20 protein-coding genes are annotated in these 22,849 nt (G+C 61.5%); 14 read left to right on the plus strand and 6 right to left on the minus strand.

Annotated elements, in window-relative coordinates; translation table 11 throughout:
* Positions 1 to 5 precede the first annotated feature (5 nt).
* Positions 6 to 461 carry an SOS-induced cell division inhibitor SulA gene (gene sulA / locus HW090_RS01700; RefSeq protein ID WP_179111850.1) on the plus strand — a complete coding sequence of 152 codons (456 nt, stop codon included), beginning with the start codon at positions 6 to 8 and terminating at the stop codon, positions 459 to 461.
* Positions 462 to 518: 57 nt separating this feature from the next.
* On the opposite strand, the gene HW090_RS01705 is transcribed toward sulA, so the two are convergent.
* A complete protein-coding gene (locus HW090_RS01705) occupies positions 519 to 752 on the minus strand; it encodes a hypothetical protein (protein WP_179111851.1) in 234 nt (77 codons plus the stop codon).
* A gap of 163 nt (positions 753 to 915) precedes the next feature.
* Between HW090_RS01705 and HW090_RS01710 the strand changes: the two genes are divergently transcribed.
* Both HW090_RS01710 and HW090_RS01715 read left to right on the plus strand, forming a co-directional pair.
* The gene (locus HW090_RS01710) at positions 916 to 1,386 is read left to right on the plus strand and encodes an RNA methyltransferase (RefSeq protein WP_179111852.1); all 471 of its coding nucleotides are present in this window, start codon (positions 916 to 918) and stop codon (positions 1,384 to 1,386) included.
* A 427-nt stretch (positions 1,387 to 1,813) separates the two neighbouring features.
* On the plus strand, positions 1,814 to 3,103 hold the full coding sequence (locus HW090_RS01715) for an MFS transporter (protein ID WP_179111853.1): 1,290 nt from the start codon (positions 1,814 to 1,816) through the stop codon (positions 3,101 to 3,103).
* Between the two features lie 77 nt (positions 3,104 to 3,180).
* Here HW090_RS01715 and HW090_RS01720 read toward each other — a convergent pair whose 3' ends face one another.
* The gene (locus HW090_RS01720) at positions 3,181 to 4,569 is read right to left on the minus strand and encodes a PhoH family protein (RefSeq protein ID WP_179111854.1); all 1,389 of its coding nucleotides are present in this window, start codon (positions 4,567 to 4,569) and stop codon (positions 3,181 to 3,183) included.
* A 386-nt stretch (positions 4,570 to 4,955) separates the two neighbouring features.
* On the opposite strand from HW090_RS01720, the gene yaaA reads away from it, so the two are divergent.
* Entirely contained in the window at positions 4,956 to 5,729 is a 774-nt protein-coding gene (yaaA, locus tag HW090_RS01725; RefSeq protein ID WP_179111855.1) for a peroxide stress protein YaaA, read from the plus strand.
* Positions 5,730 to 6,044: 315 nt separating this feature from the next.
* Positions 6,045 to 6,236, plus strand: coding sequence for a hypothetical protein (locus HW090_RS01730; protein WP_179111856.1), 192 nt, complete (start codon positions 6,045 to 6,047; stop codon positions 6,234 to 6,236).
* 125 nt (positions 6,237 to 6,361) lie between these two features.
* On the opposite strand, the gene HW090_RS01735 is transcribed toward HW090_RS01730, so the two are convergent.
* Positions 6,362 to 7,834: a helicase HerA-like domain-containing protein gene (locus HW090_RS01735; RefSeq protein WP_179111857.1), complete on the minus strand. Its 1,473-nt coding sequence runs from the start codon at positions 7,832 to 7,834 to the stop codon at positions 6,362 to 6,364.
* 274 nt (positions 7,835 to 8,108) lie between these two features.
* Between HW090_RS01735 and HW090_RS01740 the strand changes: the two genes are divergently transcribed.
* Positions 8,109 to 9,992, plus strand: coding sequence for a methyl-accepting chemotaxis protein (locus tag HW090_RS01740; RefSeq protein ID WP_179111858.1), 1,884 nt, complete (start codon positions 8,109 to 8,111; stop codon positions 9,990 to 9,992).
* Positions 9,993 to 10,069: 77 nt separating this feature from the next.
* Here the strand turns inward: HW090_RS01740 and purU are convergent, their stop codons facing one another.
* The gene (gene purU, locus HW090_RS01745) at positions 10,070 to 10,921 is read right to left on the minus strand and encodes a formyltetrahydrofolate deformylase (protein WP_179111859.1); all 852 of its coding nucleotides are present in this window, start codon (positions 10,919 to 10,921) and stop codon (positions 10,070 to 10,072) included.
* Positions 10,922 to 11,304: 383 nt separating this feature from the next.
* Between purU and mvaT the strand changes: the two genes are divergently transcribed.
* Positions 11,305 to 11,682 (plus strand): histone-like nucleoid-structuring protein MvaT, encoded by a 378-nt coding sequence (gene mvaT, locus HW090_RS01750; protein ID WP_179111860.1) that lies wholly within the window; start codon positions 11,305 to 11,307, stop codon positions 11,680 to 11,682.
* A gap of 47 nt (positions 11,683 to 11,729) precedes the next feature.
* Here mvaT and sbcB read toward each other — a convergent pair whose 3' ends face one another.
* Positions 11,730 to 13,214, minus strand: a complete 1,485-nt coding sequence (gene sbcB / locus HW090_RS01755) for an exodeoxyribonuclease I (protein ID WP_373416357.1) — start codon at positions 13,212 to 13,214, stop codon at positions 11,730 to 11,732.
* A 145-nt stretch (positions 13,215 to 13,359) separates the two neighbouring features.
* Positions 13,360 to 14,457: an NADH:flavin oxidoreductase/NADH oxidase gene (locus tag HW090_RS01760; RefSeq protein WP_179111862.1), complete on the minus strand. Its 1,098-nt coding sequence runs from the start codon at positions 14,455 to 14,457 to the stop codon at positions 13,360 to 13,362.
* A 244-nt stretch (positions 14,458 to 14,701) separates the two neighbouring features.
* Here HW090_RS01760 and HW090_RS01765 point away from each other — a divergent pair, with 244 nt between their 5' ends.
* The 7 genes from HW090_RS01765 (at position 14,702) to HW090_RS01795 (ending at position 22,848) form a co-directional block, all read left to right on the plus strand.
* Complete coding sequence (locus HW090_RS01765; RefSeq protein WP_179111863.1) at positions 14,702 to 15,775, plus strand: HlyD family secretion protein; 1,074 nt, start codon at positions 14,702 to 14,704, stop codon at positions 15,773 to 15,775.
* Positions 15,772 to 18,507, plus strand: coding sequence for a ribosome-associated ATPase/putative transporter RbbA (gene rbbA / locus HW090_RS01770; protein ID WP_179111864.1), 2,736 nt, complete (start codon positions 15,772 to 15,774; stop codon positions 18,505 to 18,507). The genes HW090_RS01765 and rbbA overlap by 4 nt, the downstream gene beginning before the upstream one ends.
* Position 18,508: 1 nt before the next feature.
* Positions 18,509 to 19,624, plus strand: coding sequence for an ABC transporter permease (locus HW090_RS01775; RefSeq protein ID WP_179111865.1), 1,116 nt, complete (start codon positions 18,509 to 18,511; stop codon positions 19,622 to 19,624).
* A gap of 258 nt (positions 19,625 to 19,882) precedes the next feature.
* Positions 19,883 to 20,548, plus strand: a complete 666-nt coding sequence (locus HW090_RS01780) for a response regulator transcription factor (protein ID WP_179111866.1) — start codon at positions 19,883 to 19,885, stop codon at positions 20,546 to 20,548.
* On the plus strand, positions 20,535 to 21,929 hold the full coding sequence (locus tag HW090_RS01785; protein ID WP_179111867.1) for a HAMP domain-containing sensor histidine kinase: 1,395 nt from the start codon (positions 20,535 to 20,537) through the stop codon (positions 21,927 to 21,929). The genes HW090_RS01780 and HW090_RS01785 overlap by 14 nt, the downstream gene beginning before the upstream one ends.
* Positions 21,930 to 22,064: 135 nt before the next feature.
* Positions 22,065 to 22,265: a Flp family type IVb pilin gene (locus HW090_RS01790; RefSeq protein ID WP_179111868.1), complete on the plus strand. Its 201-nt coding sequence runs from the start codon at positions 22,065 to 22,067 to the stop codon at positions 22,263 to 22,265.
* Positions 22,266 to 22,287: 22 nt separating this feature from the next.
* Positions 22,288 to 22,848, plus strand: coding sequence for a prepilin peptidase (locus HW090_RS01795; protein ID WP_179111869.1), 561 nt, complete (start codon positions 22,288 to 22,290; stop codon positions 22,846 to 22,848).
* Position 22,849 lies beyond the last annotated feature (1 nt).

The raw sequence follows: 22,849 nt of genomic DNA on the forward strand, positions 1-22,849 counted from the left end.
TAGCCATGCAGTTCCCCCTCTACACCACTGCACAGACCAACCAACTGCCGCTGTTCGAAGCCTTCCTGGCGCCCGAACGGTCGTTCGAACCGGCAGCCCCGGTACGCAGCGCAGACGTGCTCAGCGAAATGAGGCTGATCGGTAGCCACGGCCTGCAATTGCTGGCCCCGGTGCTACGCGAGCTCAGCCGGGAGAACGACGAGCGCTGGCTGACGATGATCGCGCCGCCCAACCTCGTGAGCTACAGCTGGCTACGTGATGCAGATCTGAACCGCGAGCGCATCCTGTTGCTGCCTTCACGCAACGATCAGGACCCGCTCGAACTGGTATGCCGTGCCCTGCGCCTGGGGCGCAGCCATACGGTGATCAGTTGGCTGAAACTGGATGCCTTCGACCGCAGGCTGCTGGCCGCTGCCGCGCACCAGGGAAATGCCCAGAGCCTGAATATCCGGCTTTCATAAGGCGTCACGCGGACAGCGTGCGCAGCTCAGGCTGCGACAGCGCTCATGGCGATCGGCTCAGTGCAGAACGTGCGGTTCCTGTTCATGCTCGAACTCGTCGTCGAACACGCGCCCAGCCATCTGCACACCAGCCGTCAACATGACCTTGGCGATCTCGACGTGCTGCCCTTGCAGAAACAGCCGTGCTTCATCCGAGAAGTCCAGTGTCACCAGCACCTCCTCGTCCTCGGCCCGACGCAACACGATGCGCCCGTCTGGCAGTTCGACGATTTCCAGAAAAGAGGTTTGCATGGCCGGCCCTCGGAAAATAAGGCGCGCATTGTAATGCCAAATGGCGAACACGGCCTCATGTAAAGAGCGAAAGTCTGCCCTCACATCGGACAAATACCAGATACCGAAGCTACAGCGCACAAGCCAGGCAATCGTTATAATCGCCGCTTTTGCGAGAAGCCAAGTGGCCAACAAGAGATACAGCTGCGTAGGCCTGTTCAACCCCAAGTCCCCCAGCAACGTCGGCTCCATCATGCGGGCGGCGGGTTGCTATGGCACCAGCTCGGTGTTCTATACGGGAACCCGCTATGACCGGGCCAGGGACTTCATCACCGATACCAAGCGTGTGCACCAGGACATACCGCTGATCAATATCGACGATCTGCGCAAGATCCTGCCCCTGGGCTGCACGCCCGTTGCCGTCGAGCTGGTCCCCGATGCCCGTCCGTTACCGGAGTACACCCACCCCGACCGCGCCCTGTATATCTTCGGCCCGGAAGACGGCTCGCTGGACCGGGAAATCCTCGACTGGTGCGAAGATGTCATCTACATCCCGACCCAAGGCTGCATGAACCTGGCGGCAACCGTGAACGTGGTGCTCTATGACCGCATGGCCAAAGGCAACAACACCCGCTCCGGTCCTCTGTTCAAATAACCCGCACGCACCTGGCCGCCTGGAAAGCGGCCCAGCATCCAGCACACGCATCGACCATTCCCCGCTACAACCAGCCCGGTATCTGGCGCACCTCTTGCTCTGTCTACTCTGCCGCCACCAGGGGGTAACACCGAGTCGATCACCGCAAAGGTGCACTCCAGAGCGGCCGCGCAGGAGCGTACCTATGGATGGGTTGATGCCATGGTCAAGAATCCCAAGTTCCAGCAGGTTACATTGATTCTTTTCGTCACACTGATGGTGTTGATAGTGCCCAATCTCGGGCGCCTTTTCGGCTGAACCCAGGCTGTCCAGATAAACAGCCTGTCACCGATTCGTTGAAACCATTCAGCAAAGCCAGGCTCCATTGAGCGAACCGATGCCCTGCCGGCAGCGGTTCGCCATGCAATCAATCGCTTGGAATCCGTCGATGAAATCACTGCTCGCACCGGTCAGCTCACTACTGGCAAGTGTCGCCCTGCTCCTGCTCGGCCATGGCCTGCTCAATACATTGCTGACGCTGCGCGGTATCGAGGAAGGCTACTCGACCAGCATGATCGGCCTGCTCATGTCCGGGTACTTCGTCGGCTATCTGCTGGGTACCTGGATGGCGCCCTCCCTGATACGCCGCATCGGGCATATCCGCACCTTCGCGCTCTACGCGGCCTTGGCCGCAATCACCGCGCTGCTGCATGTACTGATCGTTTCACCGTGGGTCTGGATGCTGTTACGGGTGCTCTATGGCGTAGCAATGGTGACCTTGTACATGGTCATCGAGAGCTGGCTCAACGCACAGGTCAATGGAGAGAAGCGTGGCCAGGTATTTGCCATCTACATGGCCGTCAACCTGGGCGCCCTGGCGGCGGCGCAGCAGTTGCTGAACCTGGACAGCCCGATGAGTTTCACCCTGTTCGCGCTCTCGGCCATTCTCATCTGCTGCGCACTGATGCCCATCACGCTGACACGCCAGGCACAACCCAACCTGCCGGACATTCCACCGACCGACCTGCTGCAACTGGCCCGTATCGTTCCCTTGCCACTGATGGCCGCCGCCATGTCCGGACTGGCCCTCGGCGGCTTCTGGGGGCTGGCGCCGGTCTATGCCCGCCAGAGCGGTTTCGATGCCTCCGGCGTCGGCCTGCTGATGGGCCTGACCATTCTGGGCGGTGCCGTTCTACAGTGGCCGATAGGCCTGCTTTCGGATCGCTGGGACCGCCGGAAGGTCATGCTCGGCGTGGCAGGACTCGCCGCTATGTTGGCGTTGCTGATGGCCCCGCTGCCGACGGGCTCGCTGCTGCTTGGCCTGATGTTCGTCTGGGGCGGCCTGGTCTTCTCCATCTACTCCATCGCCATGGCGCAAATGGTCGACCACCTGACACCCGACGAGATCCTCTCGGGCTCCAGCGGCATGTTGCTTTCATTCGGACTTGGCTCGGCACTCGGGCCACTGCTGGCCGGCACGCTGATGCACGCCATCGGTCCCTGGACACTGCCGGTGTTCTTCGCCATGCCACTGGCGACCCTGGCGCTCTACACGGTCTACCGCGCACGTCGTGTGGTCGATCTCGTCAGCGAACCTTACGGGCATTTCACGCCCATCCTGCGCACCAGCCCTACGGTCATGGAAATGATGCCGGACTCGCCACAGAAGGCCGACGAGGAAGCCTCTGGGCAGCCAGAAGCCAACCCCGCCGCCAACAGCACCTCAGGCAGTCATTGAAAAGAGAGAAGGCTGGGGGCAGGCAGACATCTGCGCCCGCACCCAGCCTCCTTCTCCCTTCGTCGTGACGCTACGACCTACATATGGCTCTCGGCATACTCGGCCAGCACCGAACGCGGCACCCCCTGCAGCGCGATATGGACACCATGGGGGAAGTCCTTGAAGCGCTCGGTCAGGTAAGTCAGTCCTGAACTGGTCGCCGACAGATAAGGCGTGTCGATCTGCGCCAGGTTCCCCAGGCACACCACCTTGGAACCACTGCCGGCACGGGTGATGATGGTCTTCATCTGGTGCGGTGTCAGGTTCTGGCTTTCGTCGATCAGGATCAGGCTCTGCTGGAAGCTGCGCCCGCGGATGTAGTTGAGGGATTTGAACTGCAAAGGGACCTTCTGCAGGATGTAGTCGACGCTGCCATGGGTGTTCTCGTCATCCAGGTGCAGCGCCTCCAGGTTATCGGTGATCGCGCCGAGCCACGGCTCCATCTTCTCCGCCTCGGTCCCTGGCAGGAAGCCGATGTCCTCGTCCAGCCCCTGCACACTGCGCGTGGCGATGATACGCCGGTAGCGCTTGCTGACCATGGTCTGCTCGATCGCAGCGGCCAACGCCAGGATGGTCTTGCCGGAACCGGCGGCACCGGACAGGTTGACCAGGTGGATATCTGGATCGAGCAGCGCGAACAGCGCCAGTGCCTGGTAGATATCGCGAGGCTTCAGCCCCCAGGCTTCCTGATGCAATAGCGGCTCCTGGTGCATGTCCAGGATCAGCAGCTCCTCGCCGTCGATACGCTTGACCCAGCCGACGAAGCCCTGCTCGTCGAGAATGAACTCGTTGACATGGAGCGCCGGCAGGTTGTCGGTCAACAGCACCCGGTGCCAGGTACGGCCCTGCCCTTGCTGGGTCTCGACCTTGCTGACACGGTCCCAGAACGACCCAGACAGGTTGTGGTAGCCACGAGAAAGCTGCCCGACATCGTCGACCAGTTTGTCGGTCTGGTAATCCTCCGCCGCGACACCACAGGCGCGGGCCTTGAGGCGCATGTTGATGTCATTGGTCACCAGAACCACCGGCACGCCCGGCCGGAGCGACTGCAACTCGACCACCTGATTGATGATCTTGTTGTCGTTCAGGTCTTCCGGCAGCCCCTTGGCCACACTGGCCTGGCGCATGAGGATGGAAAGGCTGCCACGGCTCTCGCCGGCATCGCGGGCGATGGGAACGCCATTCTCGACCTCCTCCGGCGAGGCCTTGCCAAGCACCTTGTCGATCAGCCGTATTACCTGCCGGCATTCGGCGGCGACACTGTGCTTGCCGGTTTTCAACTGGTCGAGCTCTTCCAGTACGGTGAGGGGGATAGCGACCTGATGCTCCTGGAAGTTCAGCAAGGCATTGGGATCATGAAGCAGAACATTGGTATCGAGCACATAGATGATGGGGCCTGTCGCACCCTGTCTGCCATAGTCGTCCATACGCGATCACCTTATTCGAAGATCGGGGACGGAGCGTCCGTCACGCTCCGCCAGCAGAACCGCCATACCGGAGAACGAACCTGGGGCAACCATGCCAGCGACATGCAAACCGGGCGGTAGCCGCCCCTGATGCCCTCGGGTTCGGCGGTCCGGAATCATCGTCACCCAGCCCTTGCGGGCAAGATCACGATGACTCCTGATTGCCGTAATACCGTAAAAAACATGACAAGAAAAAGTCTTTTCTCGAACGAACCGGTTTTTTTCATCCGCACGACGAATGACCTTGGCGCCCATCTGGACAAGCGCTAGATTCACCAGTGCGGTCGCCCCAGGAGCCCTGCCCGCGATGGGCTGTTAGAATCCTCCCAAGCCACAGGAGACCGCCCATGTTGATGGTTATTTCACCCGCAAAAACCCTCGATTACGACACACCTCCCGCCACGCAACGCCATACCCTGCCGGAACACCTCGAACACTCCGCCGAGTTGATCGAGCATCTTCGGGAGTTGTCACCACAGGACATCAGCGAGCTGATGCACCTGTCCGACAAACTCGCCGCCCTCAACGTCGCACGCTATGGCAGTTGGACCCCGGAATTCACACCACAGAATGCCAAGCAGGCGCTGCTGGCGTTCAAGGGCGATGTCTACACGGGCCTGCAAGCCGAGACCTTCAGCGAGGACGACTTCGATTTCGCCCAGCGCCATTTGCGCATGCTGTCAGGGCTCTACGGCGTACTGCGCCCCCTCGACCTCATACAACCCTACCGCCTGGAAATGGGCACACGCCTGGCCAATGCACGGGGCAAGGACCTTTATGCATTCTGGGGCGACCGTATCAGTGGCTGGTTGAACCAGGCACTCGAAGCGCAAGGTGACGACCTGTTGCTGAACCTGGCTTCGAACGAATACTTCAGCGCGGTAAAGCGCAAGGCACTCAATGCCAGAGTAATAAACGTCGACTTCAAGGACTTGAAGAACGGCCAATACAAAATCATCAGTTTCTATGCCAAGAAAGCGCGTGGAATGATGGCGCGCCACGTCATCAAACAACGGCTGACGACGCCCGAACAACTACTGCCTTTCGACCTGGAGGGTTATTACTACAGCGAGGAGCAGTCTGCACCCGACCATCTCGTATTCTTGCGTGATCACACATAAGGCACGGCATACCGTTATATCCAGCACTGAAACAGTACCAACATGGATCTGCCGTCCAATCGCCGGGCGGCTCATGGATAAAGGCTGAAAGCAGAATACCGGCAAGATGGCGACCTGCTATCCACTTGACCTCTCTTAAGTAGTAGAATCGCCACCTGCCTGAATGTCACCGGCGCAAGATCGGCAACTCCGTTCATGGTGACTCACGCATAGCCGCTACGCGGCGTTCCCATACTGACGACACTGTCACATCCATTTGCATGGAAGTCTGGGAAACTGTGCTCCGGCAATCCTGCAGCCACAAAGGTTCAATTGATGACAAAAGAAGAACTGCGTATCGAACTCGAGCGACAAGCCAATCGCTTCAAGGATATCTATGGCGGCGAAGTGACCAACTATGCCGCTCAACCCGATCCGGAACGCAAGCCGTGGCGCAAGAGGCCAAGCCTGCTGGATCAGGTATTCCAGGAAGAGTTGCAGAAGATCGAAAAAGAAAAGAACAAGTAACGAAGAACACACGTACAAGAACGCCGCGCATGCCTGGTCCTTGCAAGCAAGGACAAAACACGATCGAACCTTGAGCAGGCTCGCAGGAAGCGGGCGCGGCCCGCTACCCGGATGCCCCTGAGCGACTAGCGCTTCCCTCCCATCAAAGACCCCATGATGCCTCTGACCAACTGCCGCCCCAACTGGCTTGCGGCCTGGCGCAGGGCACTCTTCACCGCACGTTCGGCCAGATCTCCAATACCCATGTCATTCTTGCCCGCAGCCTTGCCTTTCGGTGGTTCCTCCGGCGTCTTCGCCGTGGCAGCGCCATGGGCGCGAGCGGCCAGCACTTCGTAAGCCGACTCCCGGTCGATGGGCTTGTCGTAGAGCCCGCGCAGTGGCGACTGGGCGATCAGCGCCTGACGCTCCTGCTCGCTCAACGGCCCGACCCTGGACTCTGGCGGCGCGATGGCACCGCGCAGCACCATGGCCGGCGTGCCCTTCTCTTCCAGCCCGCCTACCAGCGCCTCGCCGATACCCAGCTCGGTCAGCACCTGCAACGAGGAAAACTCCGGGTTGGCCCGGAAACCATCGGCCACCGCCCGCAGCGACTTCTGTTCCTTGACCGTATAAGCCCGTAGCCCATGCTGGATGCGCAGGCCAAGCTGGGCCAGCACGTCATTCGGCAGGTCCGCCGGCGACTGGGTCACGAAGTAGACGCCCACGCCCTTGGAGCGGATCAGGCGCACGACCTGTACCAGGCGCTCTTGCAACGCCTTGGGCGTACCACTGAACAACAGGTGCGCCTCATCGAAGAACAGGGCCAGCAAAGGCCTGTCGGCATCGCCACGCTCGGGCAACTGCTCGAACAGCTCGGCCAGCAGCCAGAGCAGGAAGGTCGCGTAGACCTTGGGCGCCTCATGCACCAACCGGCTGGCATCGAGCAGATGAATACGGCCACGGCCATCGGCGTCAGGCCTGAGGATATCTTCGAGTTGCAAGGCCGGCTCGCCGAACAGCGCCTCGGCGCCCTGCTGCTCCAGCGTCGCCAGTCGGCGCTGCAAGGCCTGGGCAGAGGCATTGGTGAACAGCGCACTGTCCTCGCCGAGCACCGCCGGATTCTCCCGCAAGTGCACCAGCAGCGCCTTCAGGTCCTTCAGATCGAGCAGCAACAGGCCCTCGCGGTCTGCGACCTTGAATGCGGTGTACAACGCAGCTTGCTGACTGTCAGTCAGTTCCAGGAGATTGCCCAGCAGCAGCGGTCCCATCTCGCTCATGGTGGTACGCAGAGGGTGCCCGGTGCGCCCTTCGATATCCCACAGCGTCACCGGGTAAGCCTTGGGGCTGTGACCGAGCCAGGGCATGCTGGCGATACGTTCGGCAATCTTGCCCTGCGGCGCACCTGCCGCGCCCAGGCCGCACAGGTCACCCTTGACGTCCGCGGCGAAGACCGCCACACCGGCGGCACTGAACTGTTCGGCCATGCGCTGCAAGGTCACCGTCTTGCCGGTGCCGGTCGCCCCGGCGACCAGGCCATGGCGGTTGGCCATGCGCAAGGCGTGGGTGATCGGGTTGCCATGGGTGTCGGCCCCAAGCACAAAAGAATCCGATAACGGCATAATGCCACTCCTGAGCAATATGAAAGCGCACCTGGCGACTTTCGCTGATTCGGTACCCCACAGAGGATACACCGCTGCCATCCTGCAAAGGGATCGAAGCAGTCGCTCGAAAATGGCTAAAGCTATCCCCATCAGCCGCCGACATAGAGCCAGCTCAACGATAAAAAGAGTGGACGAACCGCCTGCGTAGCACGTGCAACGTCATATGTGGAACCGATGATGAGTCATCCCATACCGCGCACAACCAACCGTCCTCCATCGGATACCGATATAAATGGCCAACTCTTTGAAATTCAGTCAGAAAATCCTTATAGCGGCATCCCTGGTAGTCATTGCAGCCTTCGCGCTGTTCAGCCTCTACAACGACTACCGGGAACGCGGCAACATCCAGAAGGGGCTGGAAAGCCGCCTGCACGACTCCGGCGCCGCAACCGCCAACAACATCCAGGGCTGGCTCCAGGGACGCATCCTGCTGCTGGAGAACCTCGCGCAGAACATCGAACTGGCACCAGGCGAGGTGCGCCAACTGGTGTCTCGCCCGACGCTTGAGAAGTCCCTGCTTTCAACCTACTTCGGCGCCGCCGACGGCACCTTCACGCCCAACCCACCCGCGCAGATGGCGGCGGACTACGATCCACGCCAACGCCCCTGGTACAAGGACACGGCCAGTGCCGGCAGCTCCACACTGACCGCACCCTATATCGACCAGATCACCAAGACCCTGGTGGTCTCGGTTCTCTCGCCGGTGCGGCAGAACGGCAGCCTGATCGGCGTGGCCGGTGGCGACCTGAGCCTGAAGACCCTGGACAGCATCATCAACACACAGGACTTCGGTGGTATCGGCTACGCCTTCCTCGCCAGCAAGGACGGCACCATCCTGGTACACCCGGACAGTGATCTCCTGCTGAAGAACCTCAAGGACGTCTACCCCGGCATTGCCCTGCGCATGGACGGCTCGCTCACCGAGGTCAACCTGCAAGGCACGCCACGCCTGCTGACCTTCACACCGGTCAATGGCCTGCCGAGTGTCGAGTGGTATGTGGGACTGTCCATCGACAGGAACCTGGCCTACGCCCAGCTGCAGAGCTTCCGCATCAGCGCCATCGTCGCCACGCTCATCAGCGTCGCGCTGATCATCGGCTTGCTGAGCCTGCTGATGCGTGCCCTGATGCGCCCACTGCACACCATGGGCCGTGCCATGCGCGACATCGCCCAGGGTGAAGGGGACCTGACCCGACGCCTGAGCGTGCACTCCCGGGACGAATTCGGCGAAATGGCGCTTTCCTTCAACCAGTTCGTCGAGCGCATCCACGGCTCCATCCGTGAAGTGTCCTCGGCGACACGTCAGTTGCATGAAGTCGCCACCCTGGTGATCAACGCCTCCAACTCCTCGATGAGCAACTCGGACGAACAGTCCAGCCGCACCAACAGCGTCGCGGCCGCCATCAACGAGCTGGGCGCCGCCGCCCAGGAAATCGCCCGCAACGCCGCTGACGCCTCGCATCAGGCCAGCGCGGCGCGCACGCAGGCGGAAAGTGGCCAACAGGTGCTCAACACCACGATCCAGGCAATGAACGAGCTGTCAGCCCGCATCAGCGACTCCTGCAGCAATATCGAAGTGCTCAACAGCAAGACGGTGAACATCGGCCAGATTCTGGAAGTGATACAGGGCATCTCCGAACAGACCAACCTGCTTGCACTCAATGCCGCTATCGAGGCAGCGCGGGCAGGCGAAGCCGGCCGGGGCTTCGCGGTGGTTGCAGATGAAGTGCGCAACCTGGCCCATCGCACCCAGAGTTCGGCCCAGGAAATCCAGAAAATGATCGAGGAACTGCAAGTCGGTTCGCAGCAGTCGGTCAAGACCATGGTGGAAAGCCAGGCACACAGCGAGAACAGCGTGCAAGTGGCCAACCAGGCAGGAGAAAGCCTGGGCGCCGTCACGCACCGGATCGGCGAGATCGATGGCATGAACCAGTCCGTCGCCACGGCCACCGAGGAACAGACCTCGGTGATCGAAGCGCTGAACATGGACATCACCGAGATCAACACCCTCAACCAGGAGGGCGTCGAAAACCTGCAGGCCACGCTGCGCGCTTGCTCGGACCTGGAATTGGCGGCCGAACGCCTCAAGCACCTGGTCGACAGCTTCCGCATCTGACTCAAGGCGACACAACGAAACAGGGCGCCGAGGCGCCCTGTTTCGTTATGCAGCATCGCTACTAACGATGAATACCGTCAGTTGAAGACCATCGTCTTGTTGCTGTGGACCAGCACGCGGTCCTGCAAGTGATAGCGCAGACCACGCGAGAGAACCATTTTCTCGACGTCCTTGCCGAGGCGAACCATGTCTTCGATGCTGTCACGGTGGCTGACGCGCACCACATCCTGCTCGATGATCGGACCTGCATCCAGCTCTTCGGTGACGTAGTGACAGGTCGCACCGATCAGCTTCACGCCGCGCATCGACGCCTGGTGGTACGGCTTGGCGCCGACGAAGGAAGGCAGGAAGCTGTGGTGGATATTGATCGCCCGCTGGGCGAACTCGCTGCACAGCTCGGCCGGCAATATCTGCATGTAGCGCGCCAGCACGATCACGTCAGCCTCGTTCTCACGCACCAGGCGCGTCACTTCGGCGAAGGCTTCCTGCTTGCGATCGGCCTGCACCGGCACGTGGTGGTAGGCAATGCCATGCCACTCGACCAGGCTGCGCAGATCGTCATGGTTGGAGATAACGCAGGGAATGTCGCACTCCATCTCGCCACTGTGCCAGCGGTGCAGAAGGTCGACCAGGCAGTGGGACTCCCGGCTGGCCATCAGCACGACACGCTTGCGTTGCGCCGAGTCAGTGATCCGCCATTCCATGGAAAACTCACGGGCAATCGGGGCGAACGCCTGGCGGAAGCCTTCGATATCGAAAGGCAGGGAGTCGGCGCGGATCTCATGGCGCATGAAGAACCAGCCGCTATGGTGGTCCGAATGGTGGTTCGCTTCGGTGATCCAGCCATTGTAGGTGGCCAGGAAGTTGCTGACCTTGGCAACGATGCCAACGCCATCGGGACAGGCAATGACCAGCCTGAAAGTGCGCATCCGGGGTAACTCCAGCTGACAAAAATGACGGTGCATTCTAGGGGCGCGGCGACATTGCCGCAAACCACATTGCCAGGGAATTAGCCGATTCATGAAAAGCCGGTCTCGCCATCTGCACTGGCGGACCTGCAAGCGCATCAATGCCGCTGGGCCAACCACCTGACTGTATGGACATTTAACGAAAACAACGGAAGATAAGAACAACCGGCGGAAAACTTTTTCATCATTCCATTGCCGCAATAGAGGGAATGGAATGCCCAAGCAAGTAATATTTTCAGGAAAACAAATAGCCAGGCCACAGGCCAGATATATTTACTTGTGCCTTGCACCGTCTTATGATTACGCGCACTTGCAGACTTAAACCCGAATACCAAGGAAATACCATGTCCCTGATCAATGAATACCGTGCTACCGAAGAAGCCATCAAGGAACTTCAAGAGCGCCTGAAATCCCTGTCCTCCGATGACAAGCTGCAAAAGGAACTGGAATTCGAAGGCAAACTGCGCAACCTGATGGGCGAATACCAGAAGTCGCTGCGCGACATCATCGCCCTTCTCGATCCGGAAGCCCGCACCAGCAAGACCGCCCGTGCCGCCAAGGCCCCGGCTGCCGGCAAACGCGCCCGTCGCGTCAAGCAGTACAAGAACCCGCACACGGGTGAAGTGATCGAAACCAAAGGCGGCAACCACAAGACGCTGAAAGAGTGGAAAGCACAATGGGGTGCTGACGTGGTCGAAGGCTGGGCGACACTGCTCGGCTGATCGCACTTCCCCGCTTCAGACGCCGCCTTTATGGCGGCGTTTTCATTTCAGCTTTCGGCAGGTAAAGGAACTGCCTGATCGAGAGCGTAACGCTCGCCAAGTTTCCGCGCATGCTCTTCCCAGGCCAACAGAATGCGTTGTTGTTCTGGGGTCGCACTCTTCATCGACTCGGCCAGTGCCGTTTCGAATTGCAGCACTGTATTGGGCGCGCCCCATTGTGGTGCAACCAACCGTTGTTGGCAGAATGAATACCATTGTTGCCTTTGCGCGTCGTCGAGACTTTCAGGAAAGTTGCGCGCGCGATATCGGAACAGAAGCGGTGCCAACCGGGGATCATCGAAAGACCAACTCCGCTTGCCAAGGGAATCGCCCGCACAATTCCGGACCTCTTCGCACAATCGCTTGTCACGGTCCCCCAGAAACCCATCGTAGAGTTGCTGCTCGGGATCGTCCTGGCTTGCAAAGTCATCACCACGCGTTGCATAAACCTGCCGGACATTATCCAGCCATTTATCACGGTTATTACTGAGTCCCTGAACCCGTTCCTGACAAAGTGCCATGTCGAGGCCAAGACGCGAAATATCCTCGGGCCGCAATACATTCATTGGTGCCAGTACCGGGCACTTGTTGATATGCACCAGTTTGAGCGGCACCGGAAGAACGCCTTCGGGCAGTTCTTCGTGACGGGTATAGAGGCGTTGCCGCAGAGCCTCGGCATCCTCGCTCCAGAGCGTGGACGGGTCCTGCCCAAGATCGCAAACGATCAGGGCATTGCGGTTGCCCGGATGCCAGGCCAGCGGCAAGACCACCGAGAGATAATTGCGCGCAGCGGAGAACCGCCCGGAAACATGCACCAGCGGCTTGAGCAGCTCGATACGTTCCAGAACAGCGGGCTTGCGCCGTAGCGCATAAAGATAGTCATACAGTCGCGGCTGACGCTGCCGGACAAGGCGGGCCATGGCGATGGTCGCCCGCACGTCGGACAGTGCATCATGCGCCTGCAGGTGCTCCAGGCCATTGGCGACGGTCAGACGCTCCAGCTTGAGCGTCACCCGCCCCTCTTCCTGCGGCCACTCGAATCCTTCGGGGCGCAGCGCATAAGCCGTACGCACCATGTCGATCAGGTCCCAGCGGCTGTTGCCACCCTGCCATTCCCGCGCATAGGGATCGAAGAAATTGCGGTACAGCCCGTAGCGCGTGACTTCGTCGTCGAAACGCAAGCTGTTGTAACCGGCGACGCAGGTGCCAGGGCGGGCCATTTCCTGGTGCAGGCGCGTCATGAACTCGGCCTCGCACAGCCCTTTTTCTTCGAGGACTTGCGGGGTGATACCCGTCACCAGGCAGGCAACCGGATGCGGCAGGATGTCGTCCGAGGGACGGCAATACAGATTCAGCGGCTCGCCGATCTCCTCCAGCGCCTCGTTCGTGCGAATACCCGCGACCTGTAGCGGGCGGTCACTGCGTGGATTGATCCCGGTGGTTTCGTAGTCGTACCAGAAAATGCTCGCGCTCACTGGAGGCCCGCCTGTCATGAAGAGCCGACAAGTCTACCCCAGTGGTTACAAGCGCAACCGTTGGAATCGATGCATACCGACTTATTGACTGTGGCTTCTTTACCCTCTCCCCAGCCCTCTCCCGCAAGCGGGAGAGGAGGTAAAAGCGCGGATAAATCGCCTGTCAGCGAGGCTTGCGCAGTGGTGTATCGCGATGAGCCGCCCGTACATACTGCGCCGGCCATGACACCTGGCTGTCACGCAAGGCTTCGGCAGCATGCAGCGGCCAGTAGGGATCGCGCAGCAGTTCCCTGGCCAGCAAGACCAGGTCGGCCTGGCCGGTGCGCAGTATGTGCTCGGCCTGCACGGCCTCGGTGATCAAACCGACCGTGCCGGTGGCGATATGCGCTTCGCGGCGAATGCGCTCGGCGAACTGGGTCTGGTAACCGGGGCCGATGGGGATCTCGGCATTGACCGCCGTGCCTCCCGACGACACATCGACCAAATCGACGCCAATGTTCTTCAAGTGCCGGGCCAGTTCTACGGTTTCATCAGCATTCCAACCATCCTCGACCCAGTCGGTGGCGGACAGTCGGACGAACAGCGGCAGATCCTGCGGCCAGGTCTCGCGCACAGCGGCGGACACTTCCAGCAGCAGGCGGATGCGCCCTTCGAACGAGCCGCCATAACCGTCCTGGCGCTGATTGGAAATCGGCGACAGGAACTGGTGCAGCAGATAGCCGTGGGCCGCATGGATCTCTACCACCTTGAAGCCGGCACGTTGCGCCCGCTCCGCCGCGTCGACGAAGGCCTGGGTGATCGATGCGATACCCGCCTCATCCAGTGCCTGCGGGGCACGATACTCGGGGTCGAAGGCAATGCTCGACGGCCCTACCGGCACCCATCCGCCCTCCTCCAGCGGCACGCTGCCATGGCGACCCAGCCAGGGTTGCCAGACACTGCCCTTGCGGCCGGCATGCCCCAACTGGATACCGGGCACCGCGCCCTGGCTTTCGATAAAGGCCGCGATACGACGCAGCGGCTCCACCTGCGCCTCGTTCCACAGACCCAGGTCCTGGGCGGAGATACGTCCCTCGGGCACAACCGCCGTTGCCTCCACCAGCACCAGGCCGGCACCGCCCACGGCACGGCTTCCCAGGTGTACCAGGTGCCAGTCGGTAGCCAGTCCATCCTCCGCCGAATACTGGCACATGGGGGATACGGCGATTCGGTTGGGCAGGGTCAGCTGGCGAAGTGTCAGGGGTTGGAATAGATGTGTCATGGCTGGCCTCATCTGCTGGAAGGTTCATCTTCAGTAAAGACCGCCCATCACGGAAGGTACAGTCGGCCTTGGTATGAGTCGTCGAGATGGCGGATAGCCATCTGACCTGCATCAGCATTCGACGCAATGCCGTGCCAAAGCGTCTGCCTGCGACTTCCCCTGCGCACAGGCATGCTGAACAATGGGCTGACAATCTTTATGATCCGTCGATCGGATTCTTCGTTCACAACAGGAGCCCCACTTGATGAAAAAGGAAAGAAAGGCCTCATTCGGCAAGCTGGCAGTGCTGGTGGCCGTGCTTGGCGCAGGCGGCATCGCCTGGTGGAGCATGCAGCCGGACAGCCTCGGGGAAGGCTTCGCCAGCGCCAATGGACGTATCGAGGCCACCGAGGTCGATGTCGCCACCAAGCTGGCCGGGCGTCTGGAGGATATCCTGGTCGACGAAGGCGACTTCGTGCAGTTGGCGCAGGTGCTGGCGCGCATGGACACCCAGACGCTTGAGGCCCAACTGGCCCAGGCCCAGGCCCAGGCACGCCAGGCGCAGAACGCCACCCGCACCGCTGCGGCCCAGGTCAGCCTGCGCCACAGTGAAAAAACCAGTGCCGAGTCGGTTGTGAACCAGCGCCAGGCCGAACTGACTGCGGCGCAGAAGCGCCACGCGCGCACCGCGACCCTGGTCAAGCGCAACGCCATGCCGCAGCAGCAACTGGACGACGATGTCGCCCGTCTGCAAAGCGCCCAGGCCGCACTGGCCGCCGCGCGTGCCCAGGTGCTCTCGGCCCAGGCCGGTATCGAGGCCGCCGAATCCCAGGTCATCGAAGCCGAATCTGCGGTGGAAGCCGCCCAGGCCAGCGTCGAGCGCTTGCAGGCCGATATCGAGGACAGCCAGCTCAAGGCGCCGCGCAGCGGACGTGTGCAGTACCGCGTCAGCCAGCCGGGCGAAGTGCTTGGCGCTGGCGGCAAGGTGCTCAACCTGGTCGACCTGAACGACGTCTACATGACCTTCTTCCTGCCCTCGAACCAGGCCGGGCGCGTATCGCTTGGCGCGGATGTGCACCTGGTCATCGATGCCGCCCCCGACTACGTCATTCCGGCCAAGGTCAGCTTCGTCGCCAGCGTCGCGCAGTTCACCCCCAAGAGCGTGGAGACCGCAAGCGAACGGGAAAAACTGATGTTTCGCGTCAAGGCGCGCATCGACCCGCAACTGCTCCAGCAGCACCTGGACCAGGTCAAGACCGGCGTCCCGGGCATGGCCTACCTGAAGCTCGATCCACAGCAAGAATGGCCTGAACGGTTGCAGATACGGGTCCCACAATGAGCGAAGTCATTGCGCCGGTCGTGCGGCTACGGAATGTCAGCCTGCACTACAAGGACACCTGCGCCCTCGACGAGGTGACCCTGGAGATCCCGGCCAACCGCATGGTTGGCCTGATCGGCCCGGATGGCGTCGGTAAATCCAGCCTGTTGGCACTGGTTTCCGGTGCCCGCCGCCTGCAACAGGGCGAAGTCTGGGCACTGGACGGCGACATGGCGCAGCGCAAGCATCGCCGCGAGGTCTGCCCGCGGATCGCCTACATGCCCCAGGGCCTGGGCAAGAACCTCTACCCGACACTGACGGTGTTCGAAAACCTGGAGTTCTTCGGCCGCCTGTTCGGCCAGGGCCAGGCCGAACGCGAAGCGCGCATCGCCGATCTGTTGCAAAGCACCGGGATGGCAGCCTTCACCGACCGTCCCGCCGGAAAGCTCTCCGGCGGCATGAAGCAGAAGCTCGGCCTCTGCTGCGCCTTGATCCACGACCCCGACCTGCTGATCCTCGACGAACCCACCACGGGCGTCGACCCGCTGGCCCGCAGCCAGTTCTGGGAATTGATCGACCGCATCCGCCAGCGCCGCCCCGGCATGAGCGTGCTGGTCGCCACCGCCTACATGGACGAAGCCCAGCGCTTCGACTGGCTGGTGGCCATGGACGACGGCAAGGTGCTGGACACCGGCACTCCCGCCGAACTGCTGCAACGGACAGGCCGCGATAACCTGGAGGCCGCCTTCATCGCCTTGCTGCCGGAGCAGAAGCGCCAGGGTCACCATGAATTGGTAATACCGCCCCGCCAGGTGCCCGAAGGCAAACACCCGATCGCCATCGAAGCCCACGGCCTGACCTGCCGCTTCGGCGATTTCGTCGCAGTCGATCATGTGGATTTTCGCATCGAACGCGGGGAGATATTCGGCTTTCTCGGCTCGAACGGCTGCGGCAAGTCCACCACCATGAAGATGCTCACCGGCCTGCAGCCGGCCAGCGAAGGCGAGGCATTCCTGTTCGGCCAACAGGTCGATCCAAAGGACATCGACACGCGCCGCCGCGTTGGCTATATGTCCCAGGCCTTCTCGCTGTACAGCGAACTCAGCGTGCGGCAGAACCTCGACCTGCACGCCCGTCTGTTCCACATACCCGCTGAGCGGCGCGACCAGCGTATCGAGGCCATGCTCGACCAGTTCAACCTGCACGGCGTCGCCGAGCAGTTGCCCGGCGACCTGCCACTTGGCGTGCGCCAACGCCTGTCCCTGGCCGTCGCCGTGATCCACGAACCGGAAATACTGATCCTCGACGAACCGACCTCAGGCGTCGACCCCATTGCCCGCGATGGTTTCTGGGAACTGTTGATCAAACTGTCGCGCGAGGATGGCGTGACCATCTTCATCTCTACCCACTTCATGAACGAAGCGTTGCGTTGCGACCGTATGTCGATGATGCATGCCGGGCGCGTGCTCGACAGCGACACACCCCAGGCGCTGATGGCCAAGCGCGGGCTGGACACGCTGGAAGAAACCTTCATCGCCTACCTGAGGGATGTGGTGACGGAAGATGCCGCCACCCAGGACAGCACTCCATCCACGGACTTCAACGCCACTGGCGTCGACCTGCGTTCGCGCTTCAGCCTGCGCCGCCTGCTCAGCTATACCCGACGCGAATCCATGGAGCTGCGCCGCGATCCGATCCGTGCGACCCTGGCCCTGCTGGGTACGGTGATCCTGATGTTCATCATGGGTTACGGCATCAGCATGGACGTGGAGGACCTGACCTACGCCGTGCTGGACCGGGACCAGACCACCACCAGCCAGGCCTACGCACGCAATATCGCCGGCTCGCGCTACTTCATCGAGGAGGCACCGCTGCAGAGCTACGAGGAGCTCGACCAGCGCATGCGCAACGGCGAACTCAGCCTCGCCGTGGAAATCCCACCGGGCTTCGGTCGCGACCTCAAGCGCGGTGCCACGCCGGAAGTCGGCTTCTGGATCGATGGCGCCATGCCGACACGCTCCGACACCATCAAGGGATATGTACAGGGCATCCACCTGAGCTACCTGCAGGAACTGGCCGCCAGCCAGCCCTACGCCACGGCGGCCAGCCCCACCAACGTCGCCCTGCGCTATCGCTACAACCCCGACGTGCGCAGCCTGCCGGCCATGGTGCCTGCTGTGATACCGCTGTTGCTGATGCTGATCCCGGCCATGCTGACCGCCCTCGGCGTCGTCCGGGAAAAGGAGTTGGGCTCGATCACCAACCTGTATGTCACACCGGTGACACGGCTGGAATTCCTGGTCGGCAAGCAACTGCCCTATATCGCCATGGGCATGGTCAACTTCGCCCTGCTGGTGGTGCTCTCGGTGCTGGTGTTCGACGTGCCGGTCAAGGGCAGCCTGCTGACCCTGAGCCTCGGCGCCCTGCTCTATGTGATCTGTGCCACGGGGCTTGGCCTGCTGATGTCATCCATCCTCAACAGCCAGATCGCGGCGATCTTCGGCACGGCCATCGCCACGCTGATCCCGGCCACCCAGTTTTCCGGCCTGATGCACCCGGTTTCGGCCATGGAGGGTGCCGCGGCGCTGATCGGCAATATCTACCCGACCAGCCACTTCCTCACCATCAGCCGTGGCGTGTTCTCCAAGAGCCTGGGATTGGCGGAGCTCTACCCGTACTTCATTCCCCTGTTGCTGACCATCCCGGTGCTGACGTTGCTCAGCGTGCTGGGCCTGAAAAAGCAGGAGAAATGACATGCGCAGCCTGAGCAATATCCTGCAACTGGGCATCAAGGAACTCCGCAGCCTGTACCGCGACCCGGCACTGTTGCTGCTGATCGTCTATGCCTTCACCCTGGGCATCTACTCCAGCGCCACCGGCGTACCAGAAGCGCCGCACCGCGCCACCATCGGCGTCATCGACGAGGACCGCTCGCAGGTCTCAAGTCGAATCATCAGCGCCTTCCAGATGCCTTACTTCCTGGCACCCAAGGCCATCGGCCTGGAGGAAATGGACCAGGGCATGGACGCCGGCCTCTACACCTTCACCCTGAGCATCCCGCCGAACTACCAGCAAGACCTGCTGGCGGGAAGGCAGCCGAGCATCCAGCTCAACGTCGACGCCACGCAGATCACCCAGGCCTTCACTGGCGCCGGGCATATCCAGCAGATCATCAGCGACGAGGTCAGCGCCTTTCTCGCCCGCTATCGCGCCCAGAGCGCACTGCCGGTGGAAGCCGTGGTGCACATGAAGTACAACCCCAACCTGGTGCGCTCGTGGTTCGGCGCGGTGAACGAGGTCATCAACCAGATCACCCTGCTGTCGATCATCCTCACCGGCGCGGCGCTGATCCGCGAGCGCGAGCACGGCACCATCGAGCACCTGCTGGTGATGCCGGTGACGCCGTTCGAGATCATGTGCGCCAAGGTCTGGTCGATGGGACTGGTGGTGCTGGTCGCCTCAGGCATCGCCCTGAACCTGGTGGTCGAGGGCTGGCTGGCCGTGCCCATTCCGGGCTCGATCCCGCTATTCCTGTCGGGGGCAGCGCTGCACCTGTTCGCCACCACCTCGATGGGGATCTTCTTCGGCACCCTGGCCCGCTCCATGCCACAACTGGGTTTGCTGGTGATCCTCACGCTGATGCCGCTACAGATACTCTCCGGCGGCATGACACCGCGCGAGAGCATGCCGGAACTGGTCCAGCAGATCATGCTGGCCGCCCCCACCACCCACTTCGTGCAACTGGCCCAGGCCATCCTGTTCCGAGGTGCGGACATCCTTATCGTCTGGCCGCAGTTGCTGGCACTGGTCGCCATTGGCGCGGCCTTCTTCTTCGGCGCCCTGTCACGCCTGAGAAAGTCCCTGCACTGATCGCCTCGCGCCCTCGACGTGCCGTCCTGGCACGTCGGAGCGCCCAGCTTCCCGACCTCTCCGACCCGGCATCAGCCCATACGGCATAGAGCCGTGCCGATGCATCTAAAAAATTGGTCAAACCTATTATCTATTCGCCACTATAATTTTGCTCATGATAAGTATTATCATTAGAGTTAAGTATTCTTAATCCTATCGCACGCCTGCGATTGCTAAAAAGACTCCCGCTTTCAGCCCACACTCACTGAGGAACAGCGCATGCGCGTTCTGGTCGTAGAAGACGACGTATCCGTCAGCCACTGGATCGGCAGCAAACTGCATGCGTCTGGGCACAATTTTCGCCTGGCCGACGATGGCGAAGGCGCGTTGCAGATGATCCAGAGCGAAGCGTTCGATGTGGTGATCCTCGACCGCATCCTGCCCAGGATGGACGGCATCGAACTGCTCAACCGCCTGCACGGTCGCACACGCCCGCCCATCCTCGTGCTCTCGGCCAACGACGAGATATCCGACCGTGTGGAAGGCCTGCGCGCCGGCGCCGACGACTACCTCGGCAAACCCTTCGACTTCACCGAACTGCTGCTGCGCCTGGAACTGCTGGCCAAGCGCAACACCCACACGCACCAGGACGAACGCTTGCACATCGAAGACCTGTGCATCGATCTCAACCGCCGCGAAGTCCACCGTGGCGGCAACAACATCGACCTCACCGACAAGGAATTCAAACTGTTGCAGGTGCTGGCCGAACACCAGGGGCAGACGGTCACCCGCGCCATGCTGCTGGAAAAGGTCTGGGGCTATCACTTCGACCCACAGACCAACCTGATCGACGTGCACCTGTCCAAACTGCGCAACAAGATCGACAAGGGCTTCGAGCGCCCGCTGATCCGTACCATACGAGCGATCGGCTATGTCCTGGGGTAGTACCCGCAACCTGCGTCTGCTGCTCAACACCAGTAACTTTCGCCAAGCCGCCACCATCGCCTTCATCTGTCTGCTGGTCGCCCTGCTGTCCATGGTCTTCAGCAACCACTTGCTGGAAATCGTCATGCGCAGCCATGTCCGCGACATGATCCTCACCGACATACGCACGCAACAGTTGTATGGGCGACTGACCGAAGCCAGCACGGTCGCCGAGGCGCTCAACTATCGCCACCCGTTCGAGTTGCGCAAGGATCGTCATTCGATCGTCTTCGACGCCTCCGGCCAGCCGCTCTACGGCGACCCCCGCCTGATGCCGCGTGACAGTTGCCCAGCGCCCTGCACCACCAACTGGCGGCATGCCGAACTGCTGGACTCGAAAGGCCGCGCGACGGAAATCCTCGGACTGGTCGTCCCGCTGTCCGATGGCGGGCAATATTTCAGCGCCTACGACCTGCGCCCGATGCTGGAGAGAACCCGCATCATCCCGCTGATCGCCGGCGCCAGCCTGCTGGTCATCCTGCTGTCGATCATGCTCATCAGCCTGCCCTTCAGCATCCGCAACCTGTCGCGCATCAACCGCATCCGCGACGCACTGGGGCGCTATGCCAGCGGCGACCACACGGCGATGGTTCCCTATGACCGCCAGGGCGACGAGTTCGACCAGTTGGGCAACGAAATCAACCAGGGGCTGCACCGCATCAACCGGCTGATGGGAGAAGTGCAGCACATCACCAGCCATATCGCCCACGAACTGCGCACGCCGCTGACCCGTTTGCAGGGGCGCCTGCTGAACGTGGCGGACATGGTCGATGGCGACGCGCGCGATGAACTGCAACGCGCCATCCAGGATGGCGAGCGTATCCAGAACCTGTTCCGTGCGGTCATGCGCATCGCCGAAGTGGAAACCGGCCGCTGTGCCCACCAGTTCGCCCCCATCCAGGCCAGGCAGTTGCTCGAAGACATCCGCGAGTACTACCTGCCGCTGGCCGAAGAGCGGGACTGCGAGCTGCTGATACAGACCGATGACGACTGCCAGCTCTATGGCGACCAGGCGCTGCTGTTCCAGGCACTGGCCAACCTGATCGACAACGCGCTCAAGTACGGTCCCGTCGGCAAGCCCATCACGCTGGACATCCACAACCTGTACGGCTGGAGCCGTATCAGCGTCGCCGACCAGGGCCTGGGCATTCCCCACCAGCTCAACGACAAGGCGATAGAGCGCTTCCAGCGCCTGGACACCAGCGGCAGCACGCCCGGCAACGGTCTCGGCCTGACATTGACCAAGGCCATCGCCGACCTGCATGGCGGCGAACTGACCCTGGAAGACAACCAGCCTGGCCTGCGTGCGGTGCTGAAAATACGCGCCTTCGAACGCAATTGAGGATGAATTCCTTAAGCATTCTTAATGATCAGACCCTTGCCGCCCAGTTGAGAATAACTCCTAATATCGAACACTGATTCGAAGGCACCGAAGCCCTTCGAAGTGATCCCCTGCTCATTCCCAAGGAGTCGTTACATGGCCAGCCGTCTCAAAAAATTCCTCGCCGACGAAAGCGGTGTCACTGCCATCGAATACGGCATCCTGGCCGCTGCCATGGCTGCCGCCATCGGCGTCATCTTCGGTTCCGACGGCGTCTTCGTGACGGCCCTGAAAGAGCGCTTCTCAACCATCGCCGACCAGATCACCAACACCAACAACCCTGGCGCCAGCAAGTAAGCGACCGGCCACGGAGCCCAGCATGTACACCACCTACGCCATGCTCGTCCTGCTACCGGCACTGGCCTGGGTGATCTGCAGCGACCTCCTCTACCGGCGCATCCACAACACGCTGGTGCTGATCCTGCTGGCGCTATGGCTGCTGCTGCCACTGGCAGCCCTTTTCGGCCTCGGGCCCATGGCGTCATTGGCCGGCAACGGCCTGCTGTATCAGGTCCTGCGCGCCCTGTGCGGCGCCAGCATCGTCCTGCTGGTGGGCTTCGGCCTGTTCAGCCTGGGCCGTGTCGGTGCTGGCGACGTCAAGCTGATGGCCGTCATGTGCCTGTGGCTGAGCGGGCTGGACCTGATGACCTTTCTGATCGTCACGGCACTCGCCGGTGGCCTGCTGGCACTCGGACTGCCGTTGCTGACGATGATCGAGAGCTTCTGTGCGCAGACCTGGATGAAGTTCGGCCAGCGTTATCCACGCCTGGCCATTCCAACACCCACGGTGCTCACCGAAGACCGCCCGCAGGGCATTCCATACGGGCTCGCCATCGCTGCCGGCGCTTTTTACACCTTGCTGTTTCCCATTCACTCCTGAC

It is taken from the genome of Pseudomonas sp. ABC1, from assembly GCF_013395055.1.
In the GTDB taxonomy this organism is placed as follows: domain Bacteria; phylum Pseudomonadota; class Gammaproteobacteria; order Pseudomonadales; family Pseudomonadaceae; genus Stutzerimonas.

Bases quoted from the DNA above. Each gene is read 5' to 3' on its own strand.
- mvaT (WP_179111860.1), top strand. From the start codon at position 11,305: ATGTCCCTGATCAATGAATACCGTGCTACCGAAGAAGCCATCAAGGAA.
- purU (WP_179111859.1), bottom strand. From the start codon at position 10,921: ATGCGCACTTTCAGGCTGGTCATTGCCTGTCCCGATGGCGTTGGCATC.
- HW090_RS01740 (WP_179111858.1), top strand. From the start codon at position 8,109: ATGGCCAACTCTTTGAAATTCAGTCAGAAAATCCTTATAGCGGCATCC.
- HW090_RS01790 (WP_179111868.1), top strand. From the start codon at position 22,065: ATGGCCAGCCGTCTCAAAAAATTCCTCGCCGACGAAAGCGGTGTCACT.
- rbbA (WP_179111864.1), top strand. From the start codon at position 15,772: ATGAGCGAAGTCATTGCGCCGGTCGTGCGGCTACGGAATGTCAGCCTG.
- HW090_RS01785 (WP_179111867.1), top strand. From the start codon at position 20,535: ATGTCCTGGGGTAGTACCCGCAACCTGCGTCTGCTGCTCAACACCAGT.
- sbcB (WP_373416357.1), bottom strand. From the start codon at position 13,214: ATGACAGGCGGGCCTCCAGTGAGCGCGAGCATTTTCTGGTACGACTAC.
- HW090_RS01730 (WP_179111856.1), top strand. From the start codon at position 6,045: ATGACAAAAGAAGAACTGCGTATCGAACTCGAGCGACAAGCCAATCGC.
- yaaA (WP_179111855.1), top strand. From the start codon at position 4,956: ATGTTGATGGTTATTTCACCCGCAAAAACCCTCGATTACGACACACCT.
- HW090_RS01735 (WP_179111857.1), bottom strand. From the start codon at position 7,834: ATGCCGTTATCGGATTCTTTTGTGCTTGGGGCCGACACCCATGGCAAC.
- HW090_RS01780 (WP_179111866.1), top strand. From the start codon at position 19,883: ATGCGCGTTCTGGTCGTAGAAGACGACGTATCCGTCAGCCACTGGATC.
- HW090_RS01715 (WP_179111853.1), top strand. From the start codon at position 1,814: ATGAAATCACTGCTCGCACCGGTCAGCTCACTACTGGCAAGTGTCGCC.
- HW090_RS01765 (WP_179111863.1), top strand. From the start codon at position 14,702: ATGAAAAAGGAAAGAAAGGCCTCATTCGGCAAGCTGGCAGTGCTGGTG.
- HW090_RS01720 (WP_179111854.1), bottom strand. From the start codon at position 4,569: ATGGACGACTATGGCAGACAGGGTGCGACAGGCCCCATCATCTATGTG.
- sulA (WP_179111850.1), top strand. From the start codon at position 6: ATGCAGTTCCCCCTCTACACCACTGCACAGACCAACCAACTGCCGCTG.
- HW090_RS01705 (WP_179111851.1), bottom strand. From the start codon at position 752: ATGCAAACCTCTTTTCTGGAAATCGTCGAACTGCCAGACGGGCGCATC.
- HW090_RS01760 (WP_179111862.1), bottom strand. From the start codon at position 14,457: ATGACACATCTATTCCAACCCCTGACACTTCGCCAGCTGACCCTGCCC.
- HW090_RS01795 (WP_179111869.1), top strand. From the start codon at position 22,288: ATGTACACCACCTACGCCATGCTCGTCCTGCTACCGGCACTGGCCTGG.
- HW090_RS01775 (WP_179111865.1), top strand. From the start codon at position 18,509: ATGCGCAGCCTGAGCAATATCCTGCAACTGGGCATCAAGGAACTCCGC.